Annotated in this window: 18 protein-coding genes and 1 pseudogene; 11 read left to right on the plus strand and 8 right to left on the minus strand. The window is 49.0% G+C overall.

Features of this window, described 5'->3' with window-relative positions; all coding sequences use genetic code 11:
• The 8 genes and pseudogenes from ACR2PX_RS09155 to ACR2PX_RS09190 all read left to right on the plus strand — a co-directional run.
• Window positions 1-116: pseudogene (locus ACR2PX_RS09155) on the plus strand (IS701 family transposase); the annotation flags it as partial.
• 35 nt (window positions 117-151) lie between these two features.
• On the plus strand, window positions 152-532 hold the full coding sequence (locus ACR2PX_RS09160; RefSeq protein ID WP_433999054.1) for a hypothetical protein: 381 nt from the start codon (window positions 152-154) through the stop codon (window positions 530-532).
• A gap of 111 nt (window positions 533-643) precedes the next feature.
• Window positions 644-1,954, plus strand: a complete 1,311-nt coding sequence (locus tag ACR2PX_RS09165; RefSeq protein WP_433999055.1) for an MFS transporter — start codon at window positions 644-646, stop codon at window positions 1,952-1,954.
• A gap of 135 nt (window positions 1,955-2,089) precedes the next feature.
• Window positions 2,090-3,160: a phospholipase A gene (locus tag ACR2PX_RS09170; protein WP_433999056.1), complete on the plus strand. Its 1,071-nt coding sequence runs from the start codon at window positions 2,090-2,092 to the stop codon at window positions 3,158-3,160.
• A gap of 121 nt (window positions 3,161-3,281) precedes the next feature.
• On the plus strand, window positions 3,282-4,076 hold the full coding sequence (locus ACR2PX_RS09175; RefSeq protein ID WP_433999057.1) for an MFS transporter: 795 nt from the start codon (window positions 3,282-3,284) through the stop codon (window positions 4,074-4,076).
• Window positions 4,077-4,129: 53 nt separating this feature from the next.
• Window positions 4,130-4,519: a hypothetical protein gene (locus tag ACR2PX_RS09180; RefSeq protein ID WP_433999058.1), complete on the plus strand. Its 390-nt coding sequence runs from the start codon at window positions 4,130-4,132 to the stop codon at window positions 4,517-4,519.
• A gap of 11 nt (window positions 4,520-4,530) precedes the next feature.
• Window positions 4,531-5,814: an MFS transporter gene (locus ACR2PX_RS09185; RefSeq protein ID WP_433999059.1), complete on the plus strand. Its 1,284-nt coding sequence runs from the start codon at window positions 4,531-4,533 to the stop codon at window positions 5,812-5,814.
• Between the two features lie 111 nt (window positions 5,815-5,925).
• A complete protein-coding gene (locus ACR2PX_RS09190) occupies window positions 5,926-6,672 on the plus strand; it encodes a substrate-binding periplasmic protein (protein ID WP_433999060.1) in 747 nt (248 codons plus the stop codon).
• Window positions 6,673-6,688: 16 nt separating this feature from the next.
• Here the strand turns inward: ACR2PX_RS09190 and ACR2PX_RS09195 are convergent, their stop codons facing one another.
• Window positions 6,689-7,837 (minus strand): alpha-hydroxy acid oxidase, encoded by a 1,149-nt coding sequence (locus tag ACR2PX_RS09195; protein WP_433999061.1) that lies wholly within the window; start codon window positions 7,835-7,837, stop codon window positions 6,689-6,691.
• Window positions 7,838-7,898: 61 nt separating this feature from the next.
• The gene (locus ACR2PX_RS09200; RefSeq protein ID WP_433999062.1) at window positions 7,899-9,110 is read right to left on the minus strand and encodes an MFS transporter; all 1,212 of its coding nucleotides are present in this window, start codon (window positions 9,108-9,110) and stop codon (window positions 7,899-7,901) included.
• 59 nt (window positions 9,111-9,169) lie between these two features.
• Here ACR2PX_RS09200 and ACR2PX_RS09205 point away from each other — a divergent pair, with 59 nt between their 5' ends.
• Window positions 9,170-9,307, plus strand: a complete 138-nt coding sequence (locus ACR2PX_RS09205; RefSeq protein WP_433999063.1) for a hypothetical protein — start codon at window positions 9,170-9,172, stop codon at window positions 9,305-9,307.
• 3 nt (window positions 9,308-9,310) lie between these two features.
• Here the strand turns inward: ACR2PX_RS09205 and ACR2PX_RS09210 are convergent, their stop codons facing one another.
• Window positions 9,311-10,084, minus strand: coding sequence for an NAD(P)/FAD-dependent oxidoreductase (locus tag ACR2PX_RS09210; protein WP_433999064.1), 774 nt, complete (start codon window positions 10,082-10,084; stop codon window positions 9,311-9,313).
• Between the two features lie 182 nt (window positions 10,085-10,266).
• Here ACR2PX_RS09210 and ACR2PX_RS09215 point away from each other — a divergent pair, with 182 nt between their 5' ends.
• Window positions 10,267-10,719, plus strand: coding sequence for a hypothetical protein (locus ACR2PX_RS09215; RefSeq protein WP_433999065.1), 453 nt, complete (start codon window positions 10,267-10,269; stop codon window positions 10,717-10,719).
• Between the two features lie 53 nt (window positions 10,720-10,772).
• Here the strand turns inward: ACR2PX_RS09215 and ACR2PX_RS09220 are convergent, their stop codons facing one another.
• Window positions 10,773-11,789: a threonine aldolase family protein gene (locus tag ACR2PX_RS09220; protein ID WP_433999066.1), complete on the minus strand. Its 1,017-nt coding sequence runs from the start codon at window positions 11,787-11,789 to the stop codon at window positions 10,773-10,775.
• Window positions 11,790-12,178: 389 nt separating this feature from the next.
• Window positions 12,179-13,432 (minus strand): hypothetical protein, encoded by a 1,254-nt coding sequence (locus ACR2PX_RS09225; protein ID WP_433999067.1) that lies wholly within the window; start codon window positions 13,430-13,432, stop codon window positions 12,179-12,181.
• Between the two features lie 454 nt (window positions 13,433-13,886).
• Between ACR2PX_RS09225 and ACR2PX_RS09230 the strand changes: the two genes are divergently transcribed.
• On the plus strand, window positions 13,887-15,167 hold the full coding sequence (locus ACR2PX_RS09230; protein ID WP_433999068.1) for a DNA polymerase Y family protein: 1,281 nt from the start codon (window positions 13,887-13,889) through the stop codon (window positions 15,165-15,167).
• Between the two features lie 78 nt (window positions 15,168-15,245).
• Here ACR2PX_RS09230 and ACR2PX_RS09235 read toward each other — a convergent pair whose 3' ends face one another.
• The 3 genes from ACR2PX_RS09235 to ACR2PX_RS09245 form a co-directional block, all read right to left on the minus strand.
• A complete protein-coding gene (locus tag ACR2PX_RS09235; protein WP_433999069.1) occupies window positions 15,246-15,395 on the minus strand; it encodes a hypothetical protein in 150 nt (49 codons plus the stop codon).
• Between the two features lie 68 nt (window positions 15,396-15,463).
• Entirely contained in the window at window positions 15,464-15,895 is a 432-nt protein-coding gene (locus ACR2PX_RS09240) for a hypothetical protein (protein ID WP_433999070.1), read from the minus strand.
• Window positions 15,896-16,436: hypothetical protein (locus ACR2PX_RS09245; RefSeq protein WP_433999071.1), on the minus strand; the 541-nt coding region annotated here is incomplete at its 5' end.

Consider the following 16,436-nt stretch of genomic DNA (forward strand, 5'->3'; position numbering starts at 1 on the left):
GTCTTGAGGTTTTGTCTAACAAGCTCAATTTGAACCACTTTGAGTTGCGAGCGAAGCTTTATCTTTCAGCGCTGACATCATCGTTCCAAGAACTTCAGTCGATGAAGGGTGCGTAACATGAGTTATTAATGAAACAGGCAACTATAGAGTCTTGCGGTACTGGCTGGAGGGATCTCGAAAAGGTCAGTCTGAAGAGGTGATCAGTGAATTACCTGCCTTTCCTGACAACCTGAACCGAGGCTTGAATGGTCAGTACTGGGTAGGGTTGGTATCGCCCCGAAACAAACTGCTGGATGCTATTTCTGAGCAGCCTTTCCTACGTAAGATTGTTCAGCGATTGCCGGCCAGCCTTCGGCCCAAAGCGACTTTTTATACCCATGTTATTGCTTTTGATGATCAGGGAAAGATTACCCAAAATCTTCAGGACCCAGAGGGACATTACCCAACGGCCACTTCGGTTTTTGAGACAGAAAGCTACCTCTATATAGGCAGCCTGACGGCTGAAACGCTGGGGAGAACCAAGAAAGACTGAATCCAGTAAACCCCCTTCATTTTTGGTCTAGTCTTGAGTCACTTGATGTTCTAATAACACTGATCGGTAGGGCTGGTAACAAGCTCTGCCTGTCATTATTAAGAGTGACTTATGCCGCGCTGCATTACTGCACCCAGTGAACAGTACAAACTGGCTCTGGCTGTCTCCATGGGAGGTATGCTGGAGCTTTATGACTTCCTTATCTATGCCCTGATGGCGAGTTATCTTGCCGATAACTTCTTCCCGGCTTCTGACCAGGTGACTTCGCTTCTGGTTACGTTTGCCACCTTTGCAGTAGGGTATCTTTCCAGGCCATTGGGGGGGCTATTCTTCGGGCATCTTGGGGATCGTCTGGGTCGCAAGAAAACCTTTACCCTCACCATTTCGATGATGGCGCTGACGACTGCTCTGATGGGGTGCCTGCCTACTTATCATCAGGTTGGAATCCTGGCGCCGATTCTTCTGATCCTGTGCAGACTATTTCAGGGCTTTTCCCTGGGAGGAGAACTGCCAGGTGCCATCACATATCTGGGAGAGAGTGCACCACAACGACAGGGTATGATGATTGGTATTCTGTTTCTGGCTCTGATGGTGGGTATCTCATTAGGCACATTTGTTCATGGACTGCTGAATCAGGCATTAGGCCCGGAGACGATGGCCAGTTGGGGGTGGCGAGTTCCTTTCTGGATTGGCGGTCTTCTCGGACTGCTCAGTTATCAGATTCGCAAGCGATTTGAGGAGTCTGGTCTCTTTATGGCATTGGATCAGGTTCGTCAGAGGTCAAGCATTCCGTTGCTGATATTGCTGAAGCAACATCGGAGAGGGTTGCTCTGTGGCTTGCTGCTTATGGCGCTCTGTGGTTCCACGGTCACGGTATTTGGCGTCTATATGCCCAGCTATCTCACTACGATGCTGGGGCTGCCCAAGGGGGACGTTGCCTGGCACACAGCAGTGGCTTTTTTAATTCTGTCACCTTTCTCGTTATTGGCCGGTTTGTGCACCGATCTGATCAACAAAAAGCTGCTGGCTGCCTGTCTGGCATTAGCGGTGATATTTCTCACCGTGCCTGCTTTCCAGTATTTTATCAGTGACGATACTCATATCCGCCGAATGATGATGATCTGTGGGCTTTTTGCGGCCATTGCATCCGGCTTGTTACCGCCCATGATCATCCGGCTTTTTCCAACAGAAGTGCGTTATACCGGGGTTGCCACCTCCTATAACTTTGGTTTTGCTTTATTTGGCGGCCTTGCCCCTTTCAGCTCAACCTTTCTGGTTCAATTCACGGGAACCAATATGGGCCCGGCATTTTATGTTTCAGGGGTTGGAATTGTCGGTCTGATCGCTTTATTTATTGCCTGGCCGAACTATCCCATGCGCACTGAATCAATTGTTGATAACGTAGTAGCAGAAAAAAGTTGAGATTGTACTGTCATGGATTTATGTTCATTCATGCAGTTTAACTTTCCGGTTGCCCTGTGATGAATAGCTTGTGTTTTCAGACTCTCAGTGGCATTTCAACTCATGGCTTCAATAGAAAGAAAAAGATTTTCGGCTATGAATAACAATATGACGCCTGTCGTACTCAAAGAAGGATCTTTGAGAATGGCAGGTCTGGTTCTGGTTCTGAGTCTGAGTCTGTCACCACTCCTGGCTTTTGCATCTACTCCTTATGAACAGTGCCTCCTGAAGCAGGCTATGGAAGCTGATGGTCAAACCACCATGGGTGAAATCAGGGCGCTTTGTGGCGTGTCTACAGAGACTGAGTCGACAGCAGTCGTTGCTGATGACTCTGATATGGCCCGGGAGATTGAGGAAAGTGCTTTTGATGAGAGAGTTCGAGGGGAAAAGCAGGCCACAGATAATCGCTTTGTGATTACACCCCATCGTCCCAATTACGTGCTCCCGGTTTCCTGGAACAGTAATGTTAATAAAGAACCCTATAAGGCGGTGGGTGAGGAACTGACGTCGACTGAAATCAAGTTTCAATTGAGTTTGAAAGCACCGGTCTGGGAAGGTCTGTGGAATGATTATGGCAATGTTTATGTTGCCTATACCAATACCTCCTGGTGGCAGGCATACAACAGCAACTCGGCACCGTTCAGGGAAACCAATCATGAACCGGAAGTCTTTGCGGTGTTTCCGGTCAAGTACTCGGTCTTAGGTATGGATTTGAGGGCTGTGGTAGCCGGTATGGCTCATCAATCCAATGGCCGGACAGGCAGTCTTTCGCGCAGCTGGAATCGGGTCTACCTGAATTTCCTGCTGGAAAAAGGCAACTTTTACATGAGTTTCAAACCCTGGTACCGGATTCCGGAGTCAGAAAAAGATCCAAATAATCCTAACGATACGGATGGGGATGATAATCCGGATATTGAAAAGTACATGGGTAATGGGGAACTTCACTTCGGTTATAAACTGGATGAACACCAGATTTCCATGATGTTCAGAAACAACCTGCGTTCTTCGGATAATAAAGGCGCCGTTCAACTGGACTGGTCCTTCCCTCTCAGCGATCGCTTTCGCGGGTATGTTCAGTACTTCAATGGTTATGGCGAAAGCCTGATTGATTACAATGCCAGTGTGAATCGACTCAGTATAGGTGTGATGCTGACCGACTGGTTGTAAATGACTGGTCTACACTGGAGCGTCAAATACCAAAAACATGGGACGCTATAGTGTCACAGCGCTTTATCTCAAAAGAGCATCGACAACTGGTCTGGGTGACTTCGCTGGGTGACTTCGCTGGGTGACTTCGCTGGGAGGTTTTCTCGAGTTTTACGACTTCGTGATTTATGCCTTGATGGCACGTTATCTCTCTGACCTGTTTTTCCCCAGTCATTATCCTTACACCTCACTGCTGACGACATTTGCCTCTTTTTCAGTAGGCTATCTTGCCAGGCCATTGGGCGGGGTGATTTTTGGGCATTTTGGTGATCGTTTCGGTCGCAAGCCGACTTTTGTCATTACCGTTCTGATGATGGCCCTGTCCACCGCATTGATCGGATGTCTGCCTACCTATGATCAGATTGGTCTGGCTGCGCCTTTGCTGCTGACTTTATTAAGAGTCTTTCAGGGATTTTCCATAGGGGGTGAAATACCTGGAGCCATGACCTATCTTAGTGAAACGGTTGACCAGCGGCCCGGGTTGGTTATGGGGCTGTTGTTTCTCGCTTTGGTAAATGGCGTCGTCTTTGGCTCTTTGGTAGAAGCGTTCATGCTCTGGTGGCTGACCCCCGCGCAAATGTCTGACTGGGGCTGGCGAGTGCCTTTCTGGTTGGGTGGGACATTGGGAATATGCAGTTACGTTGTACGAAAAAGATTTAATGAGTCTCGTCTTTTTCTTGAATTGGGTGAAAGAAAAGAACAAGCCCGAGTGCCATTGGCTCAGCTTTTCTCAAAACACAAACTCTCCATACTGTGCGGAACACTTCTGATTATTCCTGTGGCAGTGAGCATGCCGCTGCTTTTTCTTTTTACGCCCGGTTACCTGACCAAGCTGCTGGCATACGATGCATCACAAGTTGCCATAACGGGAGGATAGGTATTTTTGCCTCCACTCTGATCTTTCTGCTGGTAGGAAGCTGGAGTGAGAAGGTGTCCAGAGTCAGGCTGATGGCTGTGGGTTCCATGATTATCCTGATAGCAGGGTGGATAATATTCCCGGCCTATGCTTCAGGGCATGCATCGCTTCTGGCTGTTATATTGCTGAGTGGACTGGCCATGGGGAGTGTTGTAGGTGCTGCTCCGTTATTGCTTTCGACATTGTTTCCTGTAGCGGTTCGGTATTCAGGCATTGCCTTCTGTTACAACCTGAGTTTTGCCCTGTTTGGCGGGTTGGCCCCATTGGTGGCCATGAGTCTGATTCAGATGAGCGGCTCTCTCTCATCGCCTGCCTGGTATCTGACTTTTAGTGGGTTTTGTGGACTGGCAGGAGCCGCTTTGGTTATGAATAAATATTGTCGTCCACCTCCGGGTATGGCGTGAGCTGTTGAGATATGATTGCTTTCACTCTTAAACCTGAGCACCGGCAGTTAGTCCTTGTTACCTCTCTGGGGGGCTTTCTTGAGCTTTATGACTTTGTCATTTATGCCTTAATGGCGGGTTATATCGCTGATCAGTTTTTTCCCAATCAGGATCCTTACCTCTCTCTTTTATCTTCTTTTGCGACATTTTCAGCCGGGTATCTGGCTCGCCCCATTGGTGGCATCATCTTTGGGCATCTGGGAGACCGGCAGGGCCGAAAGCCGGTTTTTGTCGTAACGATTTTGATGATGGCCATACCGACGGCATTGATAGGCTGTCTGCCGGTTTATGAACAAATAGGTTTTTGGGCTCCGGTTTTGCTGATAACACTTCGGGTGATTCAGGGGTTTTCTATTGGTGGAGAGATTCCCGGAGCCATGACATTCCTGTGTGAAACACTGGAAGACCGCCGTGGAATGGTGATGGCGCTTCTGTTTATGTCTCTGGTGTTGGGGGCTGTGTTTGGTTCGATTCTGCATGCGTTGTTGCTGGATACGCTTTCAAAAGAGGCGATGAACCAGTGGGGCTGGCGCTTTCCTTTCTGGTTGGGAGGCTTGTTCGGAATATTCAGTTATTTGTTTCGCAGACGATTCCAGGAGTCAAAGCTATTCGTTCAGATCTATGAAAGCCAACAGCGCTCGCGAGTGCCAATAAAAACATTATTTAAACATTTCAAAATGCCCTTATTGTGCGGGTTTCTGATGATTGTGCCGCTTGCTACCAGCGTGCCTCTGTTATTACTGTTTACTCCGGGTTATTTATCTCATCTTTTGCACTATGACCCGGCCGATGTAGCGCTTGCCAGTGCTTTGGGTGGAATCTGTTCCAGCTTGGTGTTTCTGGTCATGGGGTTGTTGTCAGAACGAGTCCAGACCCGAACACTGCTGTTGCTGGCATCCTGGATGTTGATATTGTCGGCCTGGCCGTTGTTTGGCTGGCTGGCCCATGGTGCGGTACACGTGATTCTGATCATGTGTCTGGGTTCAATTCTGCGCGGCGGAATTGCAGGGATTGCGCCTCTGGCCCTGGCTTCTATCTTTCCGGTTCATGTCCGTTATTCAGGCATTGCCTTCTGTTATAACCTCAGCTTTGCCCTGTTCAGTGGTATTACGCCCATTCTGGCCATGGAACTGATCCGGGTGACGGGGAGTATGTCCTCTCCGGCTGTCTTTCTGATCTTTGGTGGACTCAGTGGAATGCTCGCCTGTGTCGTGCTGAAAAAGGCGGGTGTGAAGAATTACTTCTCAGAAACCTAATGGAAAAGGTAAAGCTGGCATCCAGTATGGCTGTAAGTGTTTTCTTTGGTTTTTTCTATGGTACGCTTGGCAAGCCTAAAGAATAACAATAAATGCAGTACAGGAGATTGTATGCGCTATTTGTCCAGGCTGTTCGGCGTGTTCTTGATGATGTCTCTCTTCTCTTCCGTGAGTCAGGCGGTTGAAAAACTGTACCTTCTGACCGAAAACTACCCTCCCTTCAATATGAGTATTGAAGACAAGAACTTTGCCAGAGAAAGCGGAATCGACGGTGTTTCGGTTGAAATCGTGAAAGAAATCATGAAACGCTCAAACATCCAGTATTCCATGACTTTACGTTCTCCCTGGAGCCGTATCTACAAGATGGCCCTGGAAAAAAACAACTATGGTCTGTTTTCTACCGCTTTAACCGATGAGCGTAAGCCCCTGTTTAAATGGGTTGGCCCCTTGGTAGCCAATGACCTGATTGTTCTGAAAAAAGCAGGGAGCACTCTTCAGGTTGATTCACTGGAAGATTTGAAAAAATACCGCGTTGGAGGTTACAAGGGCGATATTTCTTCAGAGTATCTGAAATCAAGAGGCATTCCGGTCATTGAAGCAGCACTGGACAAGCATAATGCCGAGAAACTGGAAGCCGGAAGAATCGACCTTTGGGCATCCAGTCGTTTTTCAGCGCCTTTTATTTCCGAGGCGGCTGGCCTGCCTCAGGCTGTTCCTGTCTACACTTACACATCGGTCGACTTTTATTTAGCGCTGAACCGCAATGTGTCTGATGACGTGGTGACACTCATGCAGTCGACATTGGATTTGATGAAGCGTGAGGGTAAAGTCACAGAACTCACCGAGAATTATCTGTAAATTCTGCTGAATGGCATCAACGGAACCGGAGGTTACTCCGGTTCAACTCTGAAATAGTTTTACAGCCCATCAGTTTCATATCCCGTTCCATCTCACTGCGCAGATTACCCAGTGCCTGTTCAACACCGGCCCTGCCTGCGGCGGCCAAAGCATAAAGATACAGTCGTCCTCCAGAACAGGCCTTTGCTCCCAGTGACAGGGCTTTAAGAACATGGGTTCCCCGCTGTATACCTCCGTCGCATATCACATCGATCCGATCCCCTACAGCATCAACAATTTCTGCCAGTTGATCAAAGGGAGCACGGGAACCGTCCAACTGACGACCGCCATGGTTGGAAATCATGATGGCCGCAGCGCCAATATCTGCAGCTTTTCGTGCATCTTCAACTGACATGATGCCTTTGATGACAAAGGGCTTTTCCCAGTAGCGGGCAATTTCTTCTGCTGCCTGCCAGTCCATACTCTGATCCAGCATGGTATTGAAGTAGCTGGCGATGGAAAGGGAAGTACTGGAACCTTCACTGACATAGTCCTGAAGCTGGGGGAGCTGAAAACCTCCATGCAAAAAGTAATTCAGAGCCCATGCCGGGTGGCTGGCAAAACTCAACAGGCTTCTCACGGTCAGTTTGGGAGGGACGGTAAAACCGGTCACCCGATCTCTTTCCCTGTTGCCTCCTACTGCCGTATCAACCGTCAGGGCCATGGCATCAAAGTTTGCAGCCTTGCAGCGGTCAATCATATTACGTGTCAGGCCTTTATCCTTATGCACATAGAGCTGGAACAGTTTTGGTGTATTAATCATTGTGCCAATGTCTTCTATGCCGGTAGTGCCCAGTGAAGACAGACCAAAAAGTGTCCCGAACTGTTCGGCAGCTTTGCCTACAGCCATCTCGCCTTCATGATGAAAAAGACACTGTAATGCGGTGGGAGATAAAAAAAGAGGCATATCCAGTTCCAGTCCCATCACCCGGGTAGAGAGGTCTACATGTTCTACACCTCGCAGCACATTGGGCACCAGATCACAGCTGGAATAGGCCTCGGTATTCCTTCGCAACGTGGACTCGTCATCCGCAGCGCCGTCGATGTAATGAAAGATAGGGGAGGGCAGTCGCCGTCGGGCGAGCTCCCGAAAGTCTCTGGTGTTATGACAGTGTTTCAGGCGCATGGTGTTCCGGGCAGTCTGGTGCCTGAAACAGAATCACAGGCTGACTGGAGTTGAAAGTAGGCTAGGAAAAACGTTTAGCGTTTATGTATAGCAGTGCTCCGGAGCAGATCAATAGCAAACCGGCAAAAGTCAGCAGGGTTTCAACCTGGAACCAGCTCAATAGGGATGCTGACAATCCTCCGATGACAAAAGAAAAAGCGAAGACAGAATTGGCGATACCCATAACCCAGCCTTGCCGGGCTTCATCCACACAGTTGCTGTAGAGGGTAATGGTGCTGACGTAAGCAGAGATCAAAGCGATGGCCCATATAACGCCGATCAGCCAGCGCAGCTCCATGGGCAGGGCTACCTGAAACAGCTGGCTGAGAAAACCCGTAAGCAGCAGAGGGTAAATGGACAGGGTCAGGGGAGAGAAATGTTTTTGTAGCAGCGGTAATAACCAGAATGTGGCCAGCAGTCCGCCTCCCCCCATGGCCAGTGCACTGAATAAGCTCAGCTCACCGGGCGTGTAATCAAAACGTTCAGCAAGCAATACATAGAAAAACTGGTAACTCATGCTGTTGCCGGCGTGAAACAGCAGGTAAACCCATGAAAGCCTGCGAATATCCGGGTTGGCAAAGGCCTCGGCAAATATCTGGAAAGGACGTTGCCAGTTGATCTTCTCTGCCACGGACTCCACGGTCCGGGTCTCTTCCATTTTTAAGGCAATCCAGATCAACGTGGCAATCGCCAGAAGGCTGATAGAGATAAAGGGCAGGTACAGGCCGTTATCGGCCAACAGGGCGCCGATGCCGGGCCCCAGAAAATGAGCTGCGGCATTGGCAATGGTGATTCGGCTGAGATTTTGTGGTTTGTTCTCCGGAGTCGACAGGTCGATGATTGCAGCTTGCCCAATGGCCATGCTGCCGCCCAGAAGTCCACTGATCAGACGGCCCAGCAAAAGCAATGTCACGCTGCTGGTGGCGACAGACAGTGCCAATAGGGCAAAAGCACCGGTCAGTCCGGCCATGCACAGTATCAGGGTTTTTCTTCTGCCCCAGCGATCGCTCAGATCTCCAAGGGTGGCGGCTCCGAAAAACATTCCCAGAGGGAACAGGGCAAAAGCCAGGGCCAGAACAATCGGTTGCCATTGAGGACTGGCAGCCAGGAACAGATTCTCGGTAAAGGCTGCTACCAGCAGTGGTGTGATCAGCCCGTAAGAAAGTACATCGACAAAAATGGCGGCCATGGCCGGCAGGATCTGTGAGTGGCTGGAAGCTTTTTTGCGGTTCATGGTGTTTCCGGGAAACTTTTTCCTTGTTCTTCTTACAAGGGTAGATGAGAGTTTCCGGAATGATGGGCTGGGCCGGCTTGTTCCAGGTATCGACTGATTTCTCTGGAGGCTCTTGCCGCTTCACCGATAGAAACACTCAGGCAGGGGTCGACCGGGTTTCTGACATCGCCAATGACCCAGATATTCTGGCCACCTAACTGTCAACAGCCCTTCGGGAGTAATAGGGCCAGTAATAGAGGGTCTGGCAACAGTTCCTGTGCTGGTGTATAGCCACATTTGATGATCACCTGCTCGCATGCAAACTTCTGCTGTTCTCCCGTAACGCTATGCGCCAGCTGCAGGCCCATAAATTCTGGCTCATCCCTGAAAAACTGAACCTGTTGCTGGCAGTGAAGGTTTATGTTTTTTACTTGTTGAGCCTGCTCGACAAAATGCTGCCTTGCCCTGGGCTGCTCTGAGCGCATGAGGATAGATACCTTGCGAGCCGAAGGTGCAAGCAGTAAGGCGTTTTCAAAGGCACCATCCCCACCACCGATAATGGCTACATGTTGGTCTTTAAGTTGTTCCATAACACCCGTAGCGGTCATATGAACATGGCTTCCTAAAAACGGTTTGAATTGTGGCAGTTCCCGTTTGCGATTGCCGGTAGCCATGATGAGAGCTGAGTAGGTCAGGGTTTCTTTTTCGGTAAAGGCAACATTGTTTTTGTAATCGATTCGCTCGATTTTTTGTTCCAGCTGATAATCGATTTCCTGTTCACTCATTTGCGACAGTAAAGCCTGCAACAGCTCTGAGGCTGTACCCTTGAAACCCGGGTAGTCGACTAAGGGCAGGTATATCTGATGCAGCTGGCCACCCAGCTGCGGTGCTTGTTCAATGATCAGTGGGGACAGCCCCAGTCGACGGCACCAGAGCGCAGCAGACAGGCCGGCAATACCACCACCAATAATCAGTATTTTTTTCGAGCTGCTCACGGCAGGCTTCTCCTGAACATCCTGTTCTTATGTGTATTGTTTTTGTTCTCTCTCAAAGTATTGCATGAAGTTGCATTAAACAGCCATTAGCAGGGAAGAATTTTCACACGAAAACAACACTTTGAATTACCGGGTTGTCAGAAAGCTTCCTATACTGATCTGCGGAGACATGAGGTAGCGCAATGAGTAATGACAATAAGCTTGAGCTGGTCAAAGTGGATGCTGATGTTAAACGGCTGGACAGCGACCTGGGGGTGCTTCGGTATGAGCTCCATGAGCGTTTTATTGAAATCAACCTGAGGTTTGATCAGCAGGACTCGCGTTTTGATGAACACGATAAGCGTTTTGATGCCATCGATGCTCGTTTTGGAATAGTAGATCAGCGTTTTAATGCCATTGATGCCCGTTTTGAAAGGGTGGATCAACGCTTTGAAAAGGTAGAAAACGAAGTCAGTTCTCTGGCAGACCAATGCAGCAAAAATTTCAAAAACATGATTATTCGTTTTGAAGCCATTGAGCGCTGTCTGGATGATCACCATAAAAGGCTCACAAAGCTCGAGTCCGATATGGTTGAGGTTAAGGAGAGCTTGGGTCGAATTGAGCTGATGTTGCGTCAGATTGTCCCTGTTCAATAGCCGTAGGCTGACAACGACCATAAGATCGTTGTCGTTCATAGTCCTGTAATGTTTTACAACTCTTCCAAAGCTGCCGCTACAAAACTGTCTACTTCTTCTTCTGTACTGTCAAACGACGCCACCATTCGATAACACTCAGGCCCATTGGGGAAAAAGGCTCTCACTGCCATCAGTTTTTCTGCCAGTGCTTTGGGCATGGTGACAAACAGCTGGTTGGTTTGCACCGGGCAGTAAAGGTTGATATCAGGGTGTTTCAGCAGGCCTTCTGCGAGTCTTGCGGTCATCTGGTTAGCCTGTCGGGCATTTTTTTGCCATAGATCGTTGGTAAACAGGGCTTTCATCTGGGCAGAAATAAAACGCATTTTGGAGTGCAGTTGCAGCCCCTGCTTACGCAGGTGCAGAAAACCATCGGCCGCTTCGCGATGGAAGAATACCAGGGCTTCTCCGAACATCAGGCCATTTTTGGTGCCACCCAGTGACAGGATATCGATGTGCTGACACAGGTCTGCCAGAGAGCAGCCCATGGCCATAACGGCATTGTAAACACGACAGCCGTCTACATGCAGCAGCATACCGGTTTCTTCGCAAACAGCCTTGATTGCAGCCAGTTCTTCAAGAGAATAAAAGGTCCCCCATTCTGTCGACTGAGTAATTGAGACCAGTCTGGGACGGGTAGCATGGGCTCCCCAGTAGGTCTCCTGCTCGTAGGCGGTGCGGATTTGTTCCGGTGTGATCTTGCCATGCACTGCAGGGAGCGTAATGATTTTACTGCCAGTGGCATTCGCCGGTGCACCCACTTCATGAGTAAAAATATGAGCGCTGTCAGGACAGATAATGCTATCGATACTGCGCAGTACTGATTTGCAGGCCAGGGTATTGGCAGCAGTGCCGTTGTAGACGTAATAGATGTCACACTCACGACCCAGGGCTGCTTTGATCAGGATGTCGGCTTCCTGGGTCAAGGAATCCCCGCCATAGGAAGGCGCATGGGCCTGGTTGGCTTCAGCCAGTGCTTGCATGATTTCAGGACTGACACCTGAACAGTTGTCACTGCAGAAATTCTTTTCCATGGACTGCGCTCTGCTCTCATGATTAAAGCCATGTAGTTTATCCGGAACGGACAAAATGCCCAATGGTTATTGGGTTGTTAAAGTGAGGTGTGTGGCGATGGGGCAAAAAAAAGCCAGGAGCGAGTCCTGGCAACAAGGAGTGTTCTTAATCATTTCACGAAGACGGTCCGGGCTTTTGTTTTCTGTCTGCTCTGGCTTTCCAGAGGGCGCCCCTTTTCAAAGTCCTGCCTCAGATACAGATTGGGAAAAGCGTGGCTGGCAAACTCTTTCTGAGTAACATCACAAATGGCTCTTTCCCTTTCTATCCTTAAATGCTTTTCCTGTTATCTGTGACCAGCTTATCCTGCTTTCACCGGCTTCTTAATGACAGTCCGGTTAGCAGGCCTAACTTAACGGCCTTTTTCCATAATTCTCAATCCACCGCCTGAAAGGTTATGGAAGAAGGTGTCTCCAGGAATAATATTCACCCGACAGCGAGCTTCCTCTGGCAGGCTTTGCAATAGCAGGTCTCGGTTTTCTTCTTTCTCCAGAACGTCGGCAGAGAATTCTCCCAGGATGACAATAGGGTGTTCCGGGGTCTGACCCGGATAATATTCACTCTGTTTGATGTTGATGATGGTGGCTACTTGCTCAATGACCTCATGGAAAAGCGCTTTCAGTTGAGCTCGAGCTTTGTCATAGGTGCTCTGATTGACTGCGTTCTGACCGCTGAGATAATCCTGGCGGTTGTGATCGTTGTAGATCTGACTGACCTGGTAGCCCAGAGAATTGATACCGGTGCTGCTCCAGCGTTTCATCATGGCGTAGGGGTTCCCCTTTTGCTCTCCATACGCCTGTACATAGTTGCTGGCGAACAGAGTCTGGCGAACGGGTTGTGATTCAATAAAAGGGGGGTAACTGTTCTTGCTGTAGGGAACAGGGCTGAACCAGGCATCCTGGCTGGCCTGACCAATATCCCAGTAACCGCCGGCCATGCGTAACCATTCCGGTAATCTGGCAGACCAGGGTGTGATCCGGCCATTTTTGACCTGGTAAGGCACGGCGGTAGTAGTGGCCTGGATCATGTCAAAATGTCTGGCTGCTTTACAGTTCCTCTGTAACCAGCTCTGGGCGCTGGCGGCCATCAGGGTATGGTCGCCTACCACTTTTACGCTTTCCACCACAATACCGTGTTTCTTGAACAGGGCCTTCACCATACAGGTAAAATAAGCTTCCCGATTATGGCTGGTTGGGCAGCTTTGAGTCATCAGATACTGATAGTCCGAGAGTTTGTCGGAGGCCGGAGCCGGCTTGCGACGATAAAAGTCATAACCGGCTATTCCGATAACCAGATCTGTGCTGCTGTTAGCCTCCAGTTTTGAGTGCTTCAGCAGGTCCTGTAATGCCCCTTCCAGTAGTTTCAGGGGGGATTCGTTAAATTTCATATTGCCGGGGTCACCGGCCAGATCGGCCTCTTTTCCTGAAGACGCATAGCCTGCAAAAGCAGGCGTTTCCATACCCGTATGGGCAACAGCCATTCGGGCGTCGAAATTGCTTATGTAGATTGTGGTGCGGTATCTGACTGCCAGAACGGCTTCGTTAAAGCCGAAAAAGCTGAACAGTGTCAACACAATCTGAAAGGTGATCCTTGTGCGCTTGAACATGGCTACTTCCCTGTGTGAACCAATATAGAGCCGATCGTACGAAATTTGGACAAGGGATTGCATAACACGCCTGTCAGAAGCGCTGACGAAATCCGAAGATTCCATAAATCGGCTCTTATTGAGCCCAAATCATCAGTAGATGGCTCTATTGACTATGAGAATGCTGCTATTTCCGGCTCATGGCTGTTTGAGTGCTTAGCCCGGATATTTCATAAACATGCTCCCGTTCTCACTTGCCCTTTGCCGCTCTAAGGGAGTTTTACTCAGTCGACCGTACTCCCCGGTACGTCACTCCTTCGCAAAATCCCTTAGAGCGACAAATGCCTGCGCGAGATTCGGGGCAGTTTATGAAATATCCGGGTTAGCTGACTCACTGCTGGAAGCTTGAAATTTTATGAGATCTTCGGGTTGATAAAAAAAATCAATCAAAGAAGGACTTGTGTGAAGGCTCTTGGTGAATAATACTGTATACATGAACAGTATTTCTGTAAAAGACAAGCCCTGGCCCAGAATGATTGCGCTGGTGGATATGAACGCTTTCTTTGCTTCCATTGAGCAGCTTGATCGGCCTCAATGGCAGGGTAAGCCGGTTTGTGTCACCAATGGCCGAACAGGGACTTGCATCATCACCGCCTCTTACGAGGCCCGCTCCCGGGGCATCAAAACCGGGATGAGGTTGCGTGAAGCCAGAGCTCTGGCTCCTGACCTGATCCAGGCGGCCTCGCGGCCTTATCGCTATGCCCAGGTATCTTCCAGCATTATGTCAGCCCTGGAAAACATCACTCCGGAGGTGGAAATCTTCTCGGTGGATGAGGCTTTTCTGGACCTGACCGGCTGCCAGTCACTTTATGATTGCCCTGTTGAAGAGATTGGCCGCAAGATCAAAGATTGTGTCTTTGAAGCGTCTGGCCTCTTATGCTCAGCGGGTATCAGTGGTGACAAAACTACAGCCAAATGGGCCGCTAAAAAGCAGAAGCCGGATGGGCTCACCATTGTTCATCCTTATCAGGCTCGTGAAACGCTTTCTGGTGTACTGGTGACGGATCTTTGCGGTGTGGGTTCTGGCATTGGTCGCTACCTGGCTCAGTATGGTGTGCATCGTTGTGGAGATATGCAGAAGGTGCCGATCAGTGTGCTGGGCACGCGTTTTGGGAATTTGGGTAAACGCATCTGGCTGATGGCACAGGGCATGGATCCAGAGCCATTGCATAAAGAAGTGGGAGCGCCCCAGACCATCGGGCATGGCAAGGTGATTCCACCGGATACCCGGGACAAAACCATCCTGAGAACCTATCTGCTGCATATGAGTGAAAAGGTGGCCGCTCGTCTCAGGCGTTATGACTTTGAAGCACAGTTATTTTCTGTCGGGGTGAATACGCCCAGAGGCTGGGTCAGCAAAAAGCTGAAGACAACCACCCCGACATCCGATGGCGATTTGATCATGGCACTGGCAGACTTTTTCCTGAATGTTTACTGGGATGAAGGGGATAGAAACCACGGAGTGCATCAGGTGCATGTCGGAGCTCTGGATCCTCAACCCAAACATGGGCAGGGAGAACTGTTCACGGAAGAAGATGTTAAAAAGGAAAAACTACTGGCCACTATTGATGAGGTCAACCATCGCTATGGAGAGTTCGCCCTGTGCAAGGCACCCTTGCTGAACCGCTCGGAAATGCCCAATGTGATCTCACCGGCCTGGCGGCCAGCCGGGCCGAGGAATACTTTGGAGAGTTGAGTTGGAACGGGTGATTGCTGTGATCAAAATACCTCAGAGACTCTGGTAACCTTTAAGTTCCAACAACGCTTGGTACACCTATTGGTTACCTAAAGAGTCTTCAGAGGTAAATTCTTCAACCTTTTTGGTACTTTTTTTCCTGAGTCTTTCTATAAGGCCGCTATTCAGGTCTGAGCTTTCCAGTCTGGATTGAAGGTCGGTAAGTTCGTAAATTGCTGAATCACTCATAGTTTGATGCCTGATTAGTCGCACTTTTCAGAATAATACGAGTCATCTGCATATTAGCTCTTCTCGGTTTAAACGTGTTCTGAAAATACAATTTGTTCTATATCAATATTCTTATCAGAAAAAATTCTGTCTAATCGTTCAAGAAACCATGTAACGTCAGTCCTTCGAGATTTGCCAATCACCTTTCGATCCATTGATAGGGTCATCGAGAATGAACTGTCAGTATGAAAAAGAACTTCGCCACCGCTCATCGTATCTTTCCAAGTGAATACAACGCCTACTAATTCTCCACGCTTAACTTTCACGGCTACAAGTTCCATCAAGGCATGTTCAGTCAATTGTTTACTCTGCCAGTCGAAGTCATCATTATCACCAATAGGCAAAAAGCTGACTTTACCTGAATCGTTAAGAGTCCACCCAGCATCAAGAAACATCTGGATCAGAGTGGGAATATTAAAGCTTTTGGAAAATTGCACATCGATACTGGCTGAAACTGACATTTATCCTTCTCCTATCAATTCAGTGTATGGAATCCCTTTCCTATCTAAGTATTTTTTCACATATTCAGGTATTTTAGAATTCGTATAAAGTTCATAGGTAGTTCCATTTTGTTCAGCTATAGACTTTCTACGTCCCATATCCGATTTGAATTTTTCGAACTGTGGGCCTTCTTGGCATTGATCTTTCCAATAGTTGCCTGATTTGGCTTCGTACCAGCGAGAGCCTATAGTACCATCAAACTCCCGTCCTCCTGCCTTGAAGCTGCCTTTCCCCTCTAAATACTCAACAAGGTGGTCCTCAAAATCCTTACCGATAAGCCCATCTGCATGGCCCTGAGAATAATACACCGGAACCCCACGATGCGCCTCTGGACTCCAAAGAATAACGAGTTCGCCCTCCGTAGCAGGAAGCTGAAGGGATATCGGGCCTGAAGCCTCACTAATGGGGGTTGTGTAAATAATGACTTGTTGGGCATCCGGGTCATCGGGGTAACCTTCAACACCTATTTCAGGGGGCTTTTCAGGGATCCATGTCAGGCCA

This window comes from Endozoicomonas sp., assembly GCF_051008435.1.
Lineage (GTDB): Bacteria > Pseudomonadota > Gammaproteobacteria > Pseudomonadales > Endozoicomonadaceae > Endozoicomonas_A.